At 64.3% G+C, this 17,189-nt stretch carries 13 protein-coding genes and 1 tRNA gene; 4 read left to right on the forward strand and 10 right to left on the reverse strand.

The features are described from left to right. The first annotated feature begins 103 nt into the window (after positions 1 to 103). Positions 104 to 2,362 (forward strand): DUF6042 family protein, encoded by a 2,259-nt coding sequence (locus tag HKK74_RS25365; RefSeq protein ID WP_187245849.1) that lies wholly within the window; start codon positions 104 to 106, stop codon positions 2,360 to 2,362. Between the two features lie 41 nt (positions 2,363 to 2,403). After that, positions 2,404 to 2,562: a DUF6119 family protein gene (locus tag HKK74_RS42185; RefSeq protein WP_514130591.1), complete on the forward strand. Its 159-nt coding sequence runs from the start codon at positions 2,404 to 2,406 to the stop codon at positions 2,560 to 2,562. A gap of 743 nt (positions 2,563 to 3,305) precedes the next feature. Here the strand turns inward: HKK74_RS42185 and HKK74_RS25375 are convergent. Together HKK74_RS25375 and HKK74_RS25380 are read right to left on the reverse strand one after the other, a co-directional pair. Then, positions 3,306 to 4,787 carry a flavin-containing monooxygenase gene (locus HKK74_RS25375; RefSeq protein ID WP_246491982.1) on the reverse strand — a complete coding sequence of 494 codons (1,482 nt, stop codon included), beginning with the start codon at positions 4,785 to 4,787 and terminating at the stop codon, positions 3,306 to 3,308. Between the two features lie 623 nt (positions 4,788 to 5,410). After that, positions 5,411 to 5,962 (reverse strand): hypothetical protein, encoded by a 552-nt coding sequence (locus HKK74_RS25380; protein WP_187245852.1) that lies wholly within the window; start codon positions 5,960 to 5,962, stop codon positions 5,411 to 5,413. Between HKK74_RS25380 and HKK74_RS25385 the strand changes: the two genes are divergently transcribed. Then, positions 5,961 to 6,116 (forward strand): hypothetical protein, encoded by a 156-nt coding sequence (locus tag HKK74_RS25385; protein WP_187245853.1) that lies wholly within the window; start codon positions 5,961 to 5,963, stop codon positions 6,114 to 6,116. The two genes, HKK74_RS25380 and HKK74_RS25385, sit on opposite strands and share 2 nt — an antisense overlap. Before the next feature lie 251 nt (positions 6,117 to 6,367). Here HKK74_RS25385 and HKK74_RS25390 read toward each other — a convergent pair. The 8 genes from HKK74_RS25390 to HKK74_RS25425 form a co-directional block, all read right to left on the reverse strand. Next, a tRNA-Leu gene (locus HKK74_RS25390) sits at positions 6,368 to 6,448 on the reverse strand. A gap of 1,382 nt (positions 6,449 to 7,830) precedes the next feature. Then, positions 7,831 to 8,226, reverse strand: coding sequence for a hypothetical protein (locus HKK74_RS25395; protein ID WP_187245854.1), 396 nt, complete (start codon positions 8,224 to 8,226; stop codon positions 7,831 to 7,833). Between the two features lie 934 nt (positions 8,227 to 9,160). Further along, positions 9,161 to 10,378 (reverse strand): ABC transporter permease, encoded by a 1,218-nt coding sequence (locus HKK74_RS25400; protein WP_222722720.1) that lies wholly within the window; start codon positions 10,376 to 10,378, stop codon positions 9,161 to 9,163. Between the two features lie 115 nt (positions 10,379 to 10,493). After that, complete coding sequence (locus tag HKK74_RS25405; RefSeq protein WP_312881747.1) at positions 10,494 to 11,276, reverse strand: ABC transporter ATP-binding protein; 783 nt, start codon at positions 11,274 to 11,276, stop codon at positions 10,494 to 10,496. Further along, the gene (locus tag HKK74_RS25410; protein ID WP_187245856.1) at positions 11,273 to 12,586 is read right to left on the reverse strand and encodes a peptidoglycan-binding protein; all 1,314 of its coding nucleotides are present in this window, start codon (positions 12,584 to 12,586) and stop codon (positions 11,273 to 11,275) included. Before HKK74_RS25410 ends, HKK74_RS25405 begins: the two co-directional genes overlap by 4 nt. Before the next feature lie 560 nt (positions 12,587 to 13,146). After that, positions 13,147 to 13,542, reverse strand: coding sequence for a peptidase inhibitor family I36 protein (locus HKK74_RS25415; RefSeq protein WP_187245857.1), 396 nt, complete (start codon positions 13,540 to 13,542; stop codon positions 13,147 to 13,149). A gap of 164 nt (positions 13,543 to 13,706) precedes the next feature. Beyond that, complete coding sequence (locus HKK74_RS25420; RefSeq protein ID WP_187245858.1) at positions 13,707 to 14,102, reverse strand: peptidase inhibitor family I36 protein; 396 nt, start codon at positions 14,100 to 14,102, stop codon at positions 13,707 to 13,709. A 261-nt stretch (positions 14,103 to 14,363) separates the two neighbouring features. Then, positions 14,364 to 15,290 carry a hypothetical protein gene (locus HKK74_RS25425; RefSeq protein ID WP_187245859.1) on the reverse strand — a complete coding sequence of 309 codons (927 nt, stop codon included), beginning with the start codon at positions 15,288 to 15,290 and terminating at the stop codon, positions 14,364 to 14,366. A 651-nt stretch (positions 15,291 to 15,941) separates the two neighbouring features. Between HKK74_RS25425 and HKK74_RS25430 the strand changes: the two genes are divergently transcribed. After that, positions 15,942 to 17,027: an integrase core domain-containing protein gene (locus HKK74_RS25430; protein WP_187245860.1), complete on the forward strand. Its 1,086-nt coding sequence runs from the start codon at positions 15,942 to 15,944 to the stop codon at positions 17,025 to 17,027. Positions 17,028 to 17,189 lie beyond the last annotated feature (162 nt).

Genomic DNA, 17,189 nt, shown 5'->3' on the forward strand with positions numbered 1-17,189 from the left:
TGCCGTGGGGATCAACCGGAGGAGAGGCTTCCGCGGCCGCTGAGTGGCGCGAAAGATCATGAATTCCGGGTGGGTGTCGTAGGGCGCTGTTAGCTTCCGGGCCATGGCGTTGCTGCGGAGCTTCGAGAACGACGATTACTTGCCCGAGTTCGGCACGCTGATGATTCGGGATGCCTGGGATTCGGATGCCGAGGAGATCCCCGGGCTCGACGCCTTCGAGGAGGGCGGCTCTGACGCTGCGCCCTGCGGGACGATCGCCCGGGCCGGGTCCGGGTGGCTGGAGGCGGCGGCGGGCGATGGCCCCCACGTCGTACGGCTGGAAGCGCACGACGCGGCGCCGCCCGACGACCACGACGAGTGGAGCGAGGCCGTAGAGACCTCCTACTTCGGTGTCGGTGAGGTGGGCCTCACCTACGTGACAGGTGGCGCCGGCAAGCCCGAGCTGCGGCTCGGCGATCCCGGCCCCTACCGTGCCCGGGTCTCCCGTAGGCGCTGGGATGACGGCGGTGACTTGTGGCGGTTCCAGTTCTGGCCGCACCGGCCAGAGCCGCCTCGGTGGCTCAAGCGCGACGGATCCGCCGTTCAGGACCCGTTGTCGGGCTGGGACACGGTGCTGGACCACCACGTCCGCGATGTCGCCTACCTGGTGTACGCCGCCGAGCGGGAGCACGTGCGCGGCGGCACGGGGGTCACGGCCGAGGAGCTTGGCGAGTGGGGCGCCCGGCACGCCCGGCAGCGCGGCTGGCTGGACCAGCCGCTGTGGCCGGACCCGCCGACGCCGCCGCCGAGCGGGCATGCCGACATCGACGCCGGCCGCCTCGACTCGCGCCGCTCGGTCGTCGAGGACAACGCGCGGCGGCTGCGCGAGCACACGCGGATCGCCGAGCAGCTCGGAGTCCCTGCGCCGACCACTTTCCGCGCGGCCCTGCCGCTGCTCGCCGCCGCCGGTCTGCTGGTCGCCGAGGACTCCGGCGACGGCCCCCGCTACCGCTGGGCGGCAGACCCTCCCAGGGCGCGGGATGTCCTCGACCTGTCGGCGGAGACGGTCGCCCAGGTGGAGCGGCGGAACGGGTTCCACCGGTTCACCCGGTTCGCGTCCGACCTCGTGGCGGTCGCGATGTGGGCGGGCGGTGCCGAGCTGACGATCCGCGAGCTCACCGGCCGGCTGCTGGCGACCGAGCGGGAGGTGCGCGAGACGCTGGAGTACGCAGTCGAGCAAGGCCTGCTCGAACGCACCGAGGTCGCCGAGTCGACGCTGATACTCACGCCGCTGCCCCGGCGGGCGGACAGCGTGACGTCCGGGTACACGCAGATTCCCGCGCCCGGCCCGCCGTGGCACACGCCCAGTCCGCCGGCCCCTCAGATCTTCATCGGCGTCATCGGGTCCGCCGGCGACGAGCCGGACGTCGACGGGGAGGTGTTCGAGGCCGCCCGGCGGTACTTCGACGGCGGGCGCGCAAAGCCGTACCGCCCCCCGTTCGGCGACCCGCCGCGCACGGTCATCACGGACGATGAGGTGACCGTGCGACGGGAGCGGGAGATCACCATGTCCCGGCCGCGCGGGGAACCGCCGGTGCAGGCCCTCGAGGCGGCGTACGGCATCGTGCTGTTCGGTATGGCCGGGGAGTCGGCGCTGCTCCGCTATGACGGGACCATCATGACCTTCGGCACCGAGCACAGCCACTCCGGCGTGCTGGACGAGCGCGGGCGTCTGCTCGCCTTCACCGAGGCCGAGTACTCCCGCCGGGACGCCCGCCACCGACTGCACCTGATCGACCTGGCCGACGGCTCCCGGCAGGTCATGCCCTGGGACGAGGACCGCGACTGCTACGTCGTAGCGATCCACGAGGGCGCGGTGCACTTTGTCGGCGCCCAGCCCGATGGCGGCCCTCGGGTCGCCATGTGCTGGGCCCCGGGCGGCGAGCCCGAGCCGCGCGGTTACGACCTGCGCCAGATCGACCCGCTGACCGGCACCGCGCTCGTGTACGACTCCGGCCTGGTCGTGATCTCGCCCGACGGCATCAGGCGGCGGGTGGACCTCGATCCGGCCGCGGAGCTCGCACCCGGCGGGCGGCGTCTGTACACCTACCGCTACCTGCCCCCGGCGGTCACCTTGTTCGACGTCGAGACCGGCGCCGACAACCCGAAGGTCTTCTGGCTGCCCCGCGGCACCAACCCGTCCGGCGCGCACAAGCCGGTCTGGGAAGACGCCGACCACCTCCTGGTGCCGGTCCCACGCTGGGAGATCGATGCCGCCGCGGTCCGCCTCGACGTGCGCACCGGGGAATTCGAGCGCGTACCTCAGATCGGCTCACCGATCGTCCGGCCGCTCCTGGCTCACCGCGGCGCGCTGCCCAAGTAGCCGGGCAGAGCCAGGCGCACATCCCCACTCGTCAGCGAGCTTTGTCGGTGATCTACGGCATCTCCCTGAAGAGCGGCCTACCACTCACCGTTGAGAACCTGTTCACCTTCGCGCAGGTCTCGCTCCTGCAAGCCGCCGTCGCCCTCCGGAACTCCGGCATCGACGTGGCCGTGTTGAACATACCCACCGCTCCGGCCTGACGAGGGCCGGTCGGCCGTCTCGCTGGCCGCAGCAGGGCATCGCAGGATGGCATTACAGACCCTGCGTCGGACGGTGTTGACGATCGTGAGCAACGCTGCAGGGAACCGAGCCGACCGGATCAGACGCGATGACCATGATCGTGTCTCAGTTCGTGTCCGCGAGCGAACGAGGAGCAGCGTGGGGGGACGAACTCGGCCAAACGACTACTGAGCAAACGCGATCATGGTCACGTTCGCCCAGGCCAAAGCGGGTGCGCCGTCAGGGACTTGAACCCCGAACCCGCAGATTAAGAGTCCGCTGCTGTCGTGTCAGATCGGTGCTCTCGGTGTCAGTTCATACCGCCCCTGTGCACGTCCAGTCCGATTTTCATGTCGCCCTTTATCGCGGCGTGTCGTCCCGTACCGGGGACGCCGAGCGAACATGGCCGCCCGGACCGCCCCCGCACCGGACCGCAGACCGGTCACTGGACGTCTCGGTTTTCGGTTTCCTGCAGGTAGTAGACACGGGTGGAGTCGTCGTGCTGCTGATCGCAGCCTGGTGATGATCTGTGACTGAGACGATCGGCTTGCATGCCTGGTCGGTTTTGATGGGCGTATGGGGCGGGACTGGTGGAGTTGATGAGTGCCTGGCGAGCGCAGGGGGTGACCGATTACTGCAGGTGCTTGAGGACCTTGCCCGCCTCGTCCTAGACCTCCACGTCAGCGAGCCCAAGTGCATGGCCCCCGCGGAGAGGGCCGTTTCGCTAGGTCACGATGCCGGTTGAGGGGCGTCTGCGGGGTGGCGTCAGGCCGGTGTAGCGGTAGGCGGCACCACCGGGAAGCAGATATTCGGCCAGGAGGTTGCGGGCGCGGCGGGACGGCAGGCCCATGTCGTGCATGAGCTCGTCCGCACTATGGATGTCGTATGGGCCGAAGTCGTATCCGCCGGAGCCGGGAAGCACGCGCTCCTGCCAGGCCAGGCGGCTGTCGATAGCTTCTTGCATTTTCTGCTCGTCTGGGGTGGTGCGCAGCGCTCCCAGGAAATACCGGGCCAGCCAGTGCGCGCTGAGTTCCATGCCCATGATGTTGTTGAAGATCTGCCGGAATCCGACGAACCCCAGCTGCTCCACGCCGGGGGGAACGATGCCCCGATAGAGCCGTATTCGCTCGGCGGAATCATGCACACGCACCCGCGGGTCGAGGAACGGGAAGACCTTGTGATGACCGGTGGCGAAAACGATGACATCCGCCGCCGCCTCCTCGCCGGTCGCCAGCCGGAGCCCCGCTTGGGTGAACGCCTCGACAGCGCTGACCTTGGCGGTGATCTGGCCTCGGCGGACGGACCGCACGTAGCCACGTGGCATCACCCCGGCATGTGCCAGGTGAAAGGGCAAGGGGTTCGCCGGCCGCAGTCGCCTCGGCAGCCGGTACAGCCCCGTAGAGATGATCATGTCGCGGGCGATGCCCCACCACAGGGCTCGCTTGACCCGCTCGCCGAGGCGGTCGATCGGGCGTACGCAGGCCGGATCGTGGTAGCGCGGCAGCAGCGCCTCACCGAATCGCGTCATCAGGATCCACTTGTAGCCGACAAGCCCGAACAGGAGCCGCTCGGGGACCATCCAGTTCACCTTGCGCTGCACGAGAGTGGCCGAGACCGCCTCTCGCGCGGCACGGGTGGCCAGGTCGAGCGCGGACTTACCGCCGCCTACGACGACCACACGCCGACCCTCGAACGTCCCGGCGCTCACCTGGTTGGAATGCAGCACGGTCCCGCCGAACAACTCACGCCCAGGTAGGTTCGGCACCCGGACATGGTGGTGAGCCCCACTGGCGACAACGACATAGTCGAATGCCTCGTTTTCGGCCTGCGCCGCCTTGTCCCCCGCAGGCCGAGACTCGACCAGCCAGCCTGAGGCACCCGCCCGCCCTGGCCCATCCACCGGCCGGACCGCGACCACCTCGGTCCCCGGCCGCAGACGCTTCAGCACCCCGAAGTTCTCCGCGTACTCCTCCAGATAATGCTGTGTCTCTATCGCACTGGCGTAATGCAGCCGGTTGGGCAGATCCGCGAACTCAAAGAGACGAAGCGAGGCCTGATTGGCCAACCCGTCGTAACAACCCCCCGGCGACCAAATACCACCCACCCGCCGGTACTTGTCAAAGACCGTAACCTCAAACCCGCTCTCCAGCAGCACCTTCGCTGCCACAATTCCCGCAGGCCCGGCCCCGACAACCGCCACTCGCATACCCCACCACTCCACACGCTCGGCACACCAGCACGTATATCATCCTGGCCACCCCCATCCACGCTCAGCGAAATCACCAAAATCGCACCACAGCCGCCGGACCCGCCATCACTTCTCCACAAGCGCGCCCGTCGGTTGGGTCGTCGGTCTCAAAGTCGAGCCGGACCGGATCCACCCCGTCCGGAAGGTCCAGACCTGAGACCGAGCGGCTGTGCAGCGCATGCACCGCGAGGTGAGTAGCCACAGCGCATCGAAACACACTGCCTACTTCGCCCGCCTGTCCTGCCCGCCTCATCGGGGCCTATAAAGACTGATGGGCATTCGCGATAGCGTTGCGAATACCCAGGTCGGAACGGATGCGCTGTCAGGGACTTGAACCCCGAACCCGCGGATTAAGAGCTGCTGTTCTCGTGTTAGATCAGCGCTCTCGCTATCAGACTGTACCGTCCTGTCCGGGATGCATGCATGGCGTTCGCATGCCGCGCTGTGCTGGCGGGTGCCGGTCCGTGCCGATGTCGCCGAGCGAACACCGAGCGAACATGGTGCCCGGTGGGCATGGTTTCGCTGAACATCAAGGTCCGCGATGCGAACATCGGACCCTCCACGGGTAGTTGCGAGTTCGCTCACGCATTGTTGAATACGATCTCTCGGTAGGGGCTCTCGTCGGGATCGCCCCAGGGGTAGGTGCCGTCGAAGGCACCGGCCGTGACGTCGTTGACTAGCTTCAGTGGCACGTTGAACTGGTAGTCCACGGCGATGGTCTGGCGTTCGTCGTGCAGTGCCCGCTCGATGAGAGAAACAAGGACGTCAGGGGCTCTGCCTTCGATGGCGATGTGCAGGCCGGCGTCGTCCTCCGTTTCGGAATCACTGACAACCTTCCACCGTCGGAGTCCGTTGGCATACAACTCGGCCTGGCTGTACATGACATGTTCTTCCAGGAAAGCGGTGACCACGGTGGTACCGATACTGAGGGTTTCCAGCAGGTCGGGGTCGTCCCGAATATCGCCGGGGGAGTCGCCGATGACCGTCCAGCCCTGCTCAAGCGGCCCGAGACAGGCCGGCGCGTCTGAGAGGCACGGATCCTCGACCCGGTAGCCGAGCACGGCTCCGAGGCGCTGCAGTACATCATCGACGGTCAGATCCTGGACGAGCACGTAACCAGTGGAGAAACCCATGCCGATCTTCTATCGCCTGCCGCCGACAGAGCCGGCAGAAGGGCGGTCCGGTGAAACGCGCGTGCCTGGGGTCTCGCTCCTGCAGGCCGCGGTCGCCCTCCGGAACTTTGGCATCGAGGTGGCCGTGGTGAACATCCCCACCGTTCCGGCCTGACTAGGACGCCCGGTCGGCTCGCTGGCCGCAGCGGGGCATCGTATGACCTTACGGACCCGGCTCCTGGTGATGTCGGTGATCGTTTGAGCAACGCTGCAGGTAACCGGGCCGACCCCGAGGGACGCTGTGACCATGATCGTGTCTCGGTTCGTGTCCGCGAGCGAACTCCGAGCAGCGTGGGGAGACGAACCGGCCCAAAACGACCGATGGGCAAACACGATCTTGATCGCGTTTGCCCAGGTCAGACGGGGTGCGCCGTCAGGGACTTGAACCCCGAACCCGCAGATTAAGAGTCTGCTGCTCACGTGCTGGATCGGTGCTCCCACTGTCGCTCTATGCCGTTTCGTGCGCGACTCCACCGTTTCCGATGCCGGGTTGTGCCGCGTCGTGCCGCTCCGTTCCAAGACATACGAGCAACCACCGAGCAACCATCGGCATCAGCCGGCATCGGCGCATCGGCGCATCGGCGCAACGGCGTCCGGGTCCGCTGCGACGCTGCGCAGGTTCGCGCCGTGGGGGATGTCGCACAGATGGGAACGGGCGACCTGTGCGTTGACGGCCGTCAGTTAGTGGCCGGTAGGGGTGTACCGATCGGGTGCCTATGAAGTGTCCAGGTCCACTGCTGACCCTGCAGGTCAGCGACCGAAACCCAATACTCCAACGGCACAGGGCGGCCGGGGTGTTTGCGGCGGGACGCGGTGCCAGCGCAGGATGGTATCGCCGATAGCACGAGGGGTCACTTGGCGTGCTCGTGCGGCGATCGTCAGCTGTACTTACGACCTGCAGGTCACAGGACCTGGATGGGGTTTTCGGCACCCGGAGGGGTAAAGAAGCTGATCTTGGCGATGGCGAGAAACAACCCGCCCTGGGCCATCGCCGAATCCACGGCGAGCTGGCCCGCCTCGGCTACGTGATCGCACCGTCAACGGTATCCTGAACGCCGCAGGTATTGATCCGGCGCCGCGCAGGTCCGGGCCGACCTGGCGGCAGCTCCTGTCCGCCCAGGCCCACGCGGTGATGGCCTGTGACTTCTTCACGGTCGATACTGTCCTGCTCAGATGGATCTACGTCCTGACGTTCATCGAGCACGGCACCCGCAGACTCCATCTCGTAGGGGTGACCACGCAAACCGGAGCCTGGGTGATGCAGCAGGCTCGTAATCTCGCGATGGGAGCTCGGTGAGCGGATGGACTCGCTACGGTTCTTGATCCGTGACCGCGACAGCAAATTTATCTAGCTTTCAGATGCTCACCGCCGATGGCATTACCGCCCTCCAGACCCTGCCGCAGGCTCCCTGGGCGAACGCAATCTGCAAGGATCTGATCGGGACCTGCGCCGGGAACTGTTTGACCGGATGCTCATTGTCAACGAGAAGCACCTGACCGCTGTCCTCACCGAGTACGCCGGCCATTACCCGGCCAAGATTCGGTGACGCGCCACTAGACCAACTCAAGATCCCGCGGCGCGACCGCCTCGGCGCCATCCTCGCACGAACACTCCCAGGTCGCACTACGTGGACGAGGTTTTGGGCACGCACAACGGCGGTAAACCGCTCGCCAGCGGCTTGAGCCGAATATTGACACCCGGTCGATCACCCACCCCCACCTTAAGGATGTCGTCAAACGCCTCCGCGATCAATAGGTTCGGAGATCACGACGAAGCGTGGCGGGTGCGGAGCGCTCGGCACCCGCCACGTAAGCGAGCCGTTCGCAATCTAGCAGGACGAGGTCCAGTAGTTTCCGTAGCCAGCGTTAATGGGGTTGTGTACTCTCCAATACGCAAACGGACGGGAGCAGTAGTGGCCCATCTGCGTGACCAGCCAGACCGAATTCCCGCCTGAGGTTTCGTTGTAGGAGGAGGAGTCGTCGAGCGTAATGAAGGAGTACTGGGTCTCAGACCAGCGTGGATTGTCGTACCGGAACGACGCCTTGTTGCCCGTGTCGTAGGTATTCGTCCAGACGCAGTAGTAGCTGCTGGAGCATTCGGCACCGTAGTTGCCAGAGGTGCTGTCGGCGATTGCGGCCGAGCCGAGGGCAGCCGTAAGGGCGCCGAGTGAGGCGACTATTATGATGGCGGCCTTACTCAGGGCGCGTCCGACTGGCAGAGGCATGTAGAATTCCTTTCGATTCATGCTGGCCCAGTCCCGTGACGAGGTACCGACCATCTGTTGCGGGATTCCGGGCTAACAGTTTTGCATGGTAAATGTATTTTTACACGGCGATTCGTTTCCTGTAAAGCAGTCTCTCCAGATATCTCCCCCGGTCGAAACTCCTCGCGTCCACCATCAATGAGCGAGGGTGTAAAATTACTCACGCCACCTGGGGGCTACTACGGCAAGTAGCTGTTTACGTACTGACTTAACGTGCGCGGTCGCTGTCGAAAGTGAGATTCGTCACAGCACCCTTGTATAAATTCGCGTCTCGGTGCCGGTGTGCGGGAGAGGCGCGCCGTCCCTGATAGCACAATTAATGTCGAAATTGTCGATCAAAGCTCGTAAGAACTGACCGTTCCCGCCTTGCAGAAAGTTATTGTGCAAGAGGCGGGTCAGGGTCGAGCGCATTCTCACATGGTGAGACCGAGGGTGATCAACAGATGGGTGAAGTCGTCGCGCGCCTAGCGGATCCCTTCGGCGATGTTGGTGAAGCCGAGTAGGCGGAGCGCACCAGTGGCATGGCCGCGCATGACGGCCAGGACAGAGGGAAAGAGCCGGTCTGTATCCGGCAGCGGCCCTCACCCTGTCGGTGCCTGAAATAGTGTCGCCCTATGCGACATACGAGCATTCGCGGATCAGTCCGCCGAGCCGATCGCGTCGTACGATCTTGATCAGGTTGTTTGGTGCCTCCGCCGCTGGTTCCGTGGCGTCGCGTGGTCGTTGCTGGAGCGTCCGGTGTGGGAGGTGTCGGTCGTAGTGATCGACATATTCGATTCGGACGGTGCGTAGGTGTCGTTCGCTGAGGATGAGGATCTGTCGGCGGCCTCTCACCGACAGTTGGAGATCCACTGTTCGGCGATTGCGTTTGCAGGTCGCCGGTTCCCACCGCGATTCAGCGGCGAAGTGCGTCGATGGGTTCGATGCGGGAGGCGCGCCAGGCGGGGTAGAGACCGGCGAGGAGCCCAGTGACCGTGCCGATCAGTGGTGCGGGCAGGACGGTCGCCGGCTCCAGAATCGGAGTCCAGTCCTTGCCGACGGCGGCCGCCACGACGGTCGCAACGCCGATGCTGGTACCGATCAGCCCACCGAGCAACCCGAGAGCCGCGGATTCCGAGAGGAACTGCGCGGCGATGTGTCGGCCCCGGGCACCTAGGGAACGACGCAGCCCGATCTCCGCGGTTCTCTCTAGGACGGCGACGAGTGTCGTGTTGGCGATGCCGACCGCTCCGATGACCAGGCAGATACCGGCGAGTGCGAGGAAGAGTGCGCCGAGGTCAGTGTTCACCTGCTCTTTGAGTTGCTTGGGGTCGGGTGGGGCGATGATTTTGAACCGGTCCGGATTGTCCGGTCTGATGGCGACAGCGGCCTGCTGTGCGATCAGTGGGGCAGCGCCCAACCGGGTCTCGATCAGCACTTTCGGCGGAGAGCCGTCTGCTGCGTCAGCGGCACCCCACAGGGTTGTGGCCGTCGACGATGGGGTTAGCACGGACAGCAGGGCGTCAGGCTGGCGGTCGACGTCGTCGATGATTCCGATCACCGTAAGTGGCGTGTCACGGATGAAGATCGCCGGCTGCATGTCCAGCCGGGTTATCCCTAGCCTGTGGGCGGCCGCACGCCCCAGCACGGCGACCCGCTGGTTCCGGCTCTGGTGGAAGGCGTCATACAGCCTTCCGGTGCTGACCTGGGCGTGGATGGCGCGCAGATAGCCTGGTGACGCGGCGATGACGGTCAGTGGCTCTCCTGCCGTGCGGTCGATCGAGGGTGGCCGGGCAGTGACCGTCACGCCGCGCCCTTCGCCGCCTCCAAAGCTGGGCTGCCAATAGGTCCCTGCGTTGCGGACCCCGTTCAGTCGCATCAGCCGTTGTTCGGTGTCCGCGGGAAAGGGGGTGTCAGCGGTGGATGGCTCGGCCGGGGCGTCTTCCACGATGACTTCGGTGGCCGCCAGAGCGGTGAACCGTTTGGAGACCTGACCCGAGGCGGTGGCGGTCAGGCCGAGCACCGCCACGAACGCCGCCACTCCCAGCAGCGTGCCCAGCACCGTCAGACCCGCCCTGGTGGGGCGTGCGAGGATCGCTGTCGTCGCCTCGTCCACCATGTCGCGAAATGCCAACCGCGTCGGTTCCACTGGACCCGGGCCGCGGCCGTGCGCGCGGACGTGACTACGTACACGGGCGAGAGCGAGAGCGAGAGCGAGTTGCTTCGCTTTGGTGGCCCGGTGGGAGCCCTCACACATCGCCCACCGTCGCCTGAACGGCTTCGGCGGTCAACTGTTCAGGGTCGGCCTCCCGGAGCACTCCGTCCCGGATGACCACCGCGCGGTCGCCACGTGCCGCCACCCCTGGATCATGGGTGACTACCAGCAACGTGAACCCATCGGCGTGCAGCTCATCCATGAGCTGTAGCACGGTTGCCGCAGTCGTGGTGTCCAGGTTACCGGTCGGCTCATCGCACAGCAGCAGGCTCGGCCGGTTCACCAGTGCCCTCGCGATAGCCACCCGCTGCTGCTCTCCACCCGACATCTGTCCGGCGTTGGCCAGCATTCGATGCGACAGCCCGACCCTCTCCAGGATCTCGGCTGCCATTTTGCGCTTGCGCTTGCGCTTGCGAGAACTTGCGGTGTAGAGCAACGACAGCATCACGTTCTCTACGGCACTGCGGTGGGGCAGCAGGTGGTACGACTGGAACACAAAGCCGATCCGACGTCCGCGCAACGCCGTACGATCCCGCTCGTTCAACGCCGCGGTGTCGATCCCGTCCAACCGGTAGACACCCTCACTGGGCCGATCGAGCAGACCCGCCACATTCAAGAAGGTGGACTTGCCCGATCCGGACGGTCCCACCACCGTGACGTACTCACCGCGCCGGATCATCAGGTCCGCCGGGCGCAGCGCAATCACGGGCGGCGGCCCAGAATAAGTACGGCCGACCCTACAGAACTCGATGACAGGCGTATTCCCCGCAGCAGAGCTGATATGAAGCGCCTCGGCCCCGGTTTCGGGGATGCTCACTCCCCCACCACCACAAGGTCGTTCTGCGCAAGCTCAGCGGACTCCACCTCGACAAAGCCACCGGCAGTAGCGCCGATCCGCACCGTCACCCGCCGCTGCTTCCCACCCGGCAGCAGCTCGATCACCTGTGTTGATCCGTCGGCGCTGGCGTAGACGGCCGACGACGGCACGGCCAGCACCGCACCGGACGTACTCGCCGCCTCGATCGTCAACCGCACGTCCTGCGCCGCGAGCTTCTCAGGAAGCTGCTTGACACCTGTCACGAGGATCGGATGACCCGGTTCACTCGCAGGCTCCTGGCCTTCCCCAGAACCGGCCTCCCCCTCGCCGCCCTCTGGCGGACCACCATCGAGAGCGCCGATCGACCCCACCCGCCCCCGTACTTCCAGCTCCAGCTCCTCCGAAAAGATCCGCACCTGGTCGCCGACATCCACCAGCTTGCGGTCTGGTGGTGACAACGACCCGCGGACCACCAGATCACCCTCCGCCAGAGTGAGCAAGGTCCCCTTGACTTCCCTGCCCAGCGCCGCCTTCACTGACGTCACCCGAGCCGGGAACTTGGGCACGAAGAACACCTCACCAGCCTTCACGAAGATGCTCCGTGCACCGCTCGAAGAAGCATCACCTGTAGAGGGCCCTCCGGCAGAGTCATCGGATCCGGATCCGGATCCGGGGGAGGCGGAGGGCCCGGTCGCCGTCGGCGGGTCATAGCCCCGATCGCCGTACAACCGCTTCGCTGCGGCCTGCGTGGAGGACCCGAAGACCCCCGGACGGTCGCCGACCGAATAGCCCAGGTTCCGCAACGCCGCCTGCAACTGCAGGACATCCGGCCCTTTCGCACCCGGACGCATGTCACGGTAAATCGGGATTCTGCCGTACATTGCGATCATCGGACGGCCTGAAACCTCCGCCACGACCTGTCCGGCCCTGATCCGCTGGCTCTTCCTCACGACCGACCGCGTCACGACCGACTTGCCCTCAGCAGGAGCCGGAACCGACACCCCGATCTCCTTGCCCGGCGCCACCGACCCCCGCAATACCACTGTTTGCTTCAACACCCGCTTCTCCACCGGGGCCGAGATCACCGAAGCCTTCGGGGGAGCCGCCTCAGCCGCGACCTGCTGCGGCGACTTCACCCACACCGACGCGCCCAAACCCGCACACGACAACACCACGGCACTGACCACGACCCCGATCAGCATGCGACGACGATTCAATGTCGCGTCAACCGCAGATGCCTCCGGTTGCCCGTCATCATGCTGCGACGGCTCCGGCATCGGGCCGACGGAATCCGGCCGGTCCTGACTCATGAACCCGACTCCGGATACTTCACCTGCGGATCAGGGGACGAGGTACACAAGGTTTCTCCCGAAGTCGTTCGCGTGGCCAGCCTCGTCGCGTTCTCGATGGATTTTCCACGTCTACGCAACAACCTTGCGTTCTCCTCAGCCGGAGACTGCTGCTCAGCGACGAGGATTCCAGCCTCCGAGCAACACACCGATCGGAACTATACCGTGAAAATTGAAGCGGATTAGACAACTACGCACTAACAAAGATCGGGTTGGCTAGAAAGATCGGGTCGGCTAGTAAGTGCACACCAGAAACCTCGCGCCGTGATTACCCTGTTCAGGCGCCACAACAACTTGCCTATCGCACGCGACAGTCTCCCCACCTGCCGACCGGCTTGCTCGCGCATGCCGGGCCAGACGGAGAAGCCGTCGCATGTCCTCACAGTCAAGCCCTGCGGCGGCTACCCACGGCGGATGCACAGGTGTCGACAGCTCACCTTTGCGCACCGCACCGGCCGAATAATCTCCATTGCCTGTCGTAACAGGCTGACCACTCTGGGTCGCCGCGGGCCGGGAGAGCCTCAGCAGGCGGTGACCCAGTCGTTCCCGATGCCCGCGTCATTGGGGTTGTGCAGACTCCAATAGGCGAAAGGACGCGAGCAGTAAGGCCCGTACTCGGTCATGAGCAAGACCGCGTTGTTACCTGCGGTGTCGTTGTAGGACGACGAGTCGTTGTGCACCATCCAATAATAGGCCGTCGTGCTCCAGTTGGGGTTGTCGTACTTGAACGAGGCCTTGTTCCCGGTGTCGTAAGCTGCGATCCAGACGCAGTAGTAGCTGGTGGAGCACTCGGCGGCCGCGCTGTTCCTATCGGCACTGGCGCTCGGTGCGATCGCAACTGCGGCTGCGCCGGCGGCGGCCACGGCTGCGGACGTCACCGCGACCTTCCGCAGGACGCTCAGGGGAAGTTTGGACATGTAGACTTCCTTTCGCTTCGCGCTGGCCCGGTCCGCCGACAATGCTGGCGAGCGTTCTACGGCGGACCGGGCTAGAACTCCATTTACGGTTGGGCTGCAGGTGCGGTCATCACCTGGTCGCACAGTCGGCTGACCACTCTAGGTCGCCGCGGGCAGGGAGAGCCTCAGCAGGAGGCTACCCAGTCGTTCCCGTAGCCCGCGCCGTCGGGGTTGTGCTGGCTCCAGTAGGCGAAGGGACGCGAGCAGTAGGCGCCGAACTCGGTCAGGAGCCAGACCGAATTGTTTCCCGCGGTGTCGTTGTAGGACGACGAGTCGATGTGCACCATCCAATAATTGGCCGTCGTGCCCCAGTGAGGGTTGTCGTACTTGAACGGGGCCATGGACCCACTGTCCGAAGGACCGGCCCAGACGCAGTAGTAGCTGGTGGAGCACTCGGCGGCCGCGCTGTTCCTATCGGCACTGGCGCTCGGTGCGATCGCAACTGCGGCTGCGCCGGCGGCGGCCACGGCTGCGGACGTCACCGCGACCTTCCGCAGGACGCTCAGGGGAAGTTTGGACATGTAGACTTCCTTTCGCTTCGCGCTGACCCAATCTGCCGACAATGCTGGCGAGCGTTCTACGGCGGACCGGGCTAGAACTTCATTTACGGCTCAATTATTGATGGCCCAAAGTGTTATGTCAATTAAAAAAGCGTGGTGGCCAGAAATGGCCAGTGGATGAAGACATTACTTGGCTGTGTGGCCAGGTGATGACCGCACCTGCGGCCCAGGAAGTCAACTCAACCGCCTTCCGGGCCAAGCGGTCGCGAGGGCAGGTGAAGTTCAGGAGTTGCGTAGTACGCTATGGGCCCGCTTAAGAGCCTCCATGCGCAGGGTTCGATAAGCGATGATCTGGCCTTCCCGATCTGCTATCACTTTTGCCTGATGCGAATCCCATACGTTGCGCATGGTGCTAGTGAATCCCACCTGCTTGTCACATTCAGCGGCAGCCACGGCGAGCTTGATTTCCTTATCCTTGCTCCCACGCTCCGCCAGCTTGAACCCCTCCGATTGAGCGTCTCGCGGGTGCTTGTACCGGTACCCTTTGGTTGCCATGCACTTAGGCCAGTCATCCTCTACCCTGCGGGTTTGCTGATCTTGGGCGACCAGCGCCCCGACCGGGCCAGCAAGCATGTCGATCGTGCCCTGAGCTTGATACCACTTGTTCAAATCGCCATACAGCTGTTTCTGTATATCCCCATAACAGCCGCCTGCCGGGCGCTCACCCTCACCGCTGCCAGGCACGCTCACTTTGACCGTCTTGTCGCCCTTTATCGCCAGATCCCACTTCTGCTGCTCTGTCGGCGAAAGCGTCTTCAAGTAGGCGCCGTTAAGGTCGGGAGGCGTAGACTTCTGACGTGCCTGAAAGTCTTGAAAATTGTAACCGGTCCGCCGTGCTCGCTGGACATCATCGCCGGGCTCTACTGTGTTCCATCGCCCAAATGAGTCCCATTTGGGCTCTGAATCCGGAATTGGGCTAGCGATGTACTTCTGCCCCTTGGCTTTCATGCATTGGGTCATGAGCTGCTCTTCTGCTTGGCGTAGGACCTTGGCCTCTTGCCACGACCCGCGAACGCTGGCTAGGGAGAGCTTGGCATTACCTTCACCCTTGCCTTCTGCATCAGAAGAGTCTCCGCCGCACGCAGACACCAGACTTCCAGAGAGAGATATCGCAACTGCGGCGACAAAGCACTTGATGGATTGGTTCATGTGAAAGGTTCCAGGAATGCGAGATGCCATTGATACACTCTCTCCAGACCTATAGACCACAGGCGGACTGAACACCGCGCGTACGACGACGCTGATATCGGCTAGCGTGGCCACCGCCAGCACCACTGGATGTATTACGTCGGGCAATCACCGCTGAAGCCGAATCGGCTATCAGAACCTCCGGTTCGACGCAGTAGCGAGGACCGGTCATTGGCATCAGTGATCCACGCAACCAGAAGTCCCCTTATTAAGTGGTTTCAGTACTCCGACACTGCCCGACCATGCCGACGAAACTCGCAAATTTTACCACAAGTGGATCCTGGGAGTTAAGTCGTGTTCAACGCAAGCTGATCATGCCATGTGTGCGCACAGACAGCAACATCACCAAACCTTCCTTATTGGTGAAGTCGATGGATTCGTGGATGCAAACCAGACTGCCAAGGTCCGGCGACCAGGAGAGATGCAAGTGGGCTGCACGCCATGCGAAACGCATCAGAAGCCCTTCAATTATTGGAGTTGCAATTTAGGTCATACGGCCAATAAGGATGTTGCGGAAGTCCTTAATCTTGCGTGTGCCGCTCGAAAACTCGGCCGAGGCTTTGACCTGGAGGTTCGCCTGCAGACGGTCGATGTGGCTGGGATCCTCGCGAGATGCCTCTCGCCCTGGCTTACATGATCATAAGATTCGTACTCTCAGTGGTGGCGGTCCTGGTCCGCGGTGATGTGTCCAAGGACGTTGAACTACTTGTGCTCCGTCATGAGAACGCAGTGCTTCGCCGCCAGGTCCCGCGCCCCCGCTACGGGCCGGCCGACCGGATCTGGTTCGCGGCGCTGTCTCGGCATCTGCCTCGACGCCTTTGGTCGGCGGTGTTCCCGGTGACTCCCGCGACGATCCTGCGCTGGCACCGCCGCCTGGTCACGCGCAAATGGACCTATTCCGACCGTCGCCGGCCCGGACGACCATCGATGGTCGCGGCGGTCAAGCAGTTGATCCTGCGGATGGCCCGGGATAACCCAAGGTGGGGGCATCGGCGGATCCAGGGCGAGCTTGCCCGTCTCGGCCATCAGGTCGCGCCCTCGACGGTGTGGGAGATTCTGAACGCGGCCGGTATCGATCCCGCACCGCGCAGATCGGGGCCGACCTGGCGGCAATTCCTGTCCGCCCAAACCCACGCGATGATCGCATGTGACTTCTTCACGGTGGACACGACCGTGCTGAAACGCCTGTATGTCCTGGTGTTCATCGAGCACGGCACCCGCATGCTGCACCTGGCCGGAGTCACCGCCAACCCGACCGGGCCATGGGTGACGCAGCAGGCCAGGAACCTGGCCATGGATCTGGGGCCTCGGATGGACTCGCTGCGGTTCTTGGTCCGTGACCGGGACACCAAGTTCACCGCCGCCTTCGATGAGGTCTTCCGGGCTTGCGGCGTCCAGATCATCAAGACTCCGCCACGAGCCCCACGGGCGAACGCGATCTGCGAGCGGGTTGTCAGGACGCTCCGCCGAGAGGTGCTCGACCAGATACTGATCTTCAACGAAAAGCATCTGTCCAAGATCCTCACCGAATACGTCGAACATTACGACGATCATCGGCCGCATCAGTCGCGAGGCCAGCGACCGCCACATGTCGAAACCACGGTCGCGAGACCGATTACCGATCTGGCTGACCTCCGCTCTGTCCAGCGGCAGCCGATCCTCGGCGGCCTGATCAGCCAATACCATCGCGCAGCCTGAACCTGCAGGTCAACGAGCCGAACCCTATTTTCGAGCGGTACAAGCGGCGGATCGACCTCAACGTCGCCTCGCTCGTCGAACTCCCCTCCGGCAAGCGCCCCAAAGCGCTGGTGTGGACGCCGGAGCGAATCGCCGAATGGAGACAATCCTACGAACGCCACA

This window comes from Actinomadura alba, from assembly GCF_014323705.1.
Classification (GTDB): Bacteria; Actinomycetota; Actinomycetes; order Streptosporangiales; family Streptosporangiaceae; genus Actinomadura_C; species Actinomadura_C alba.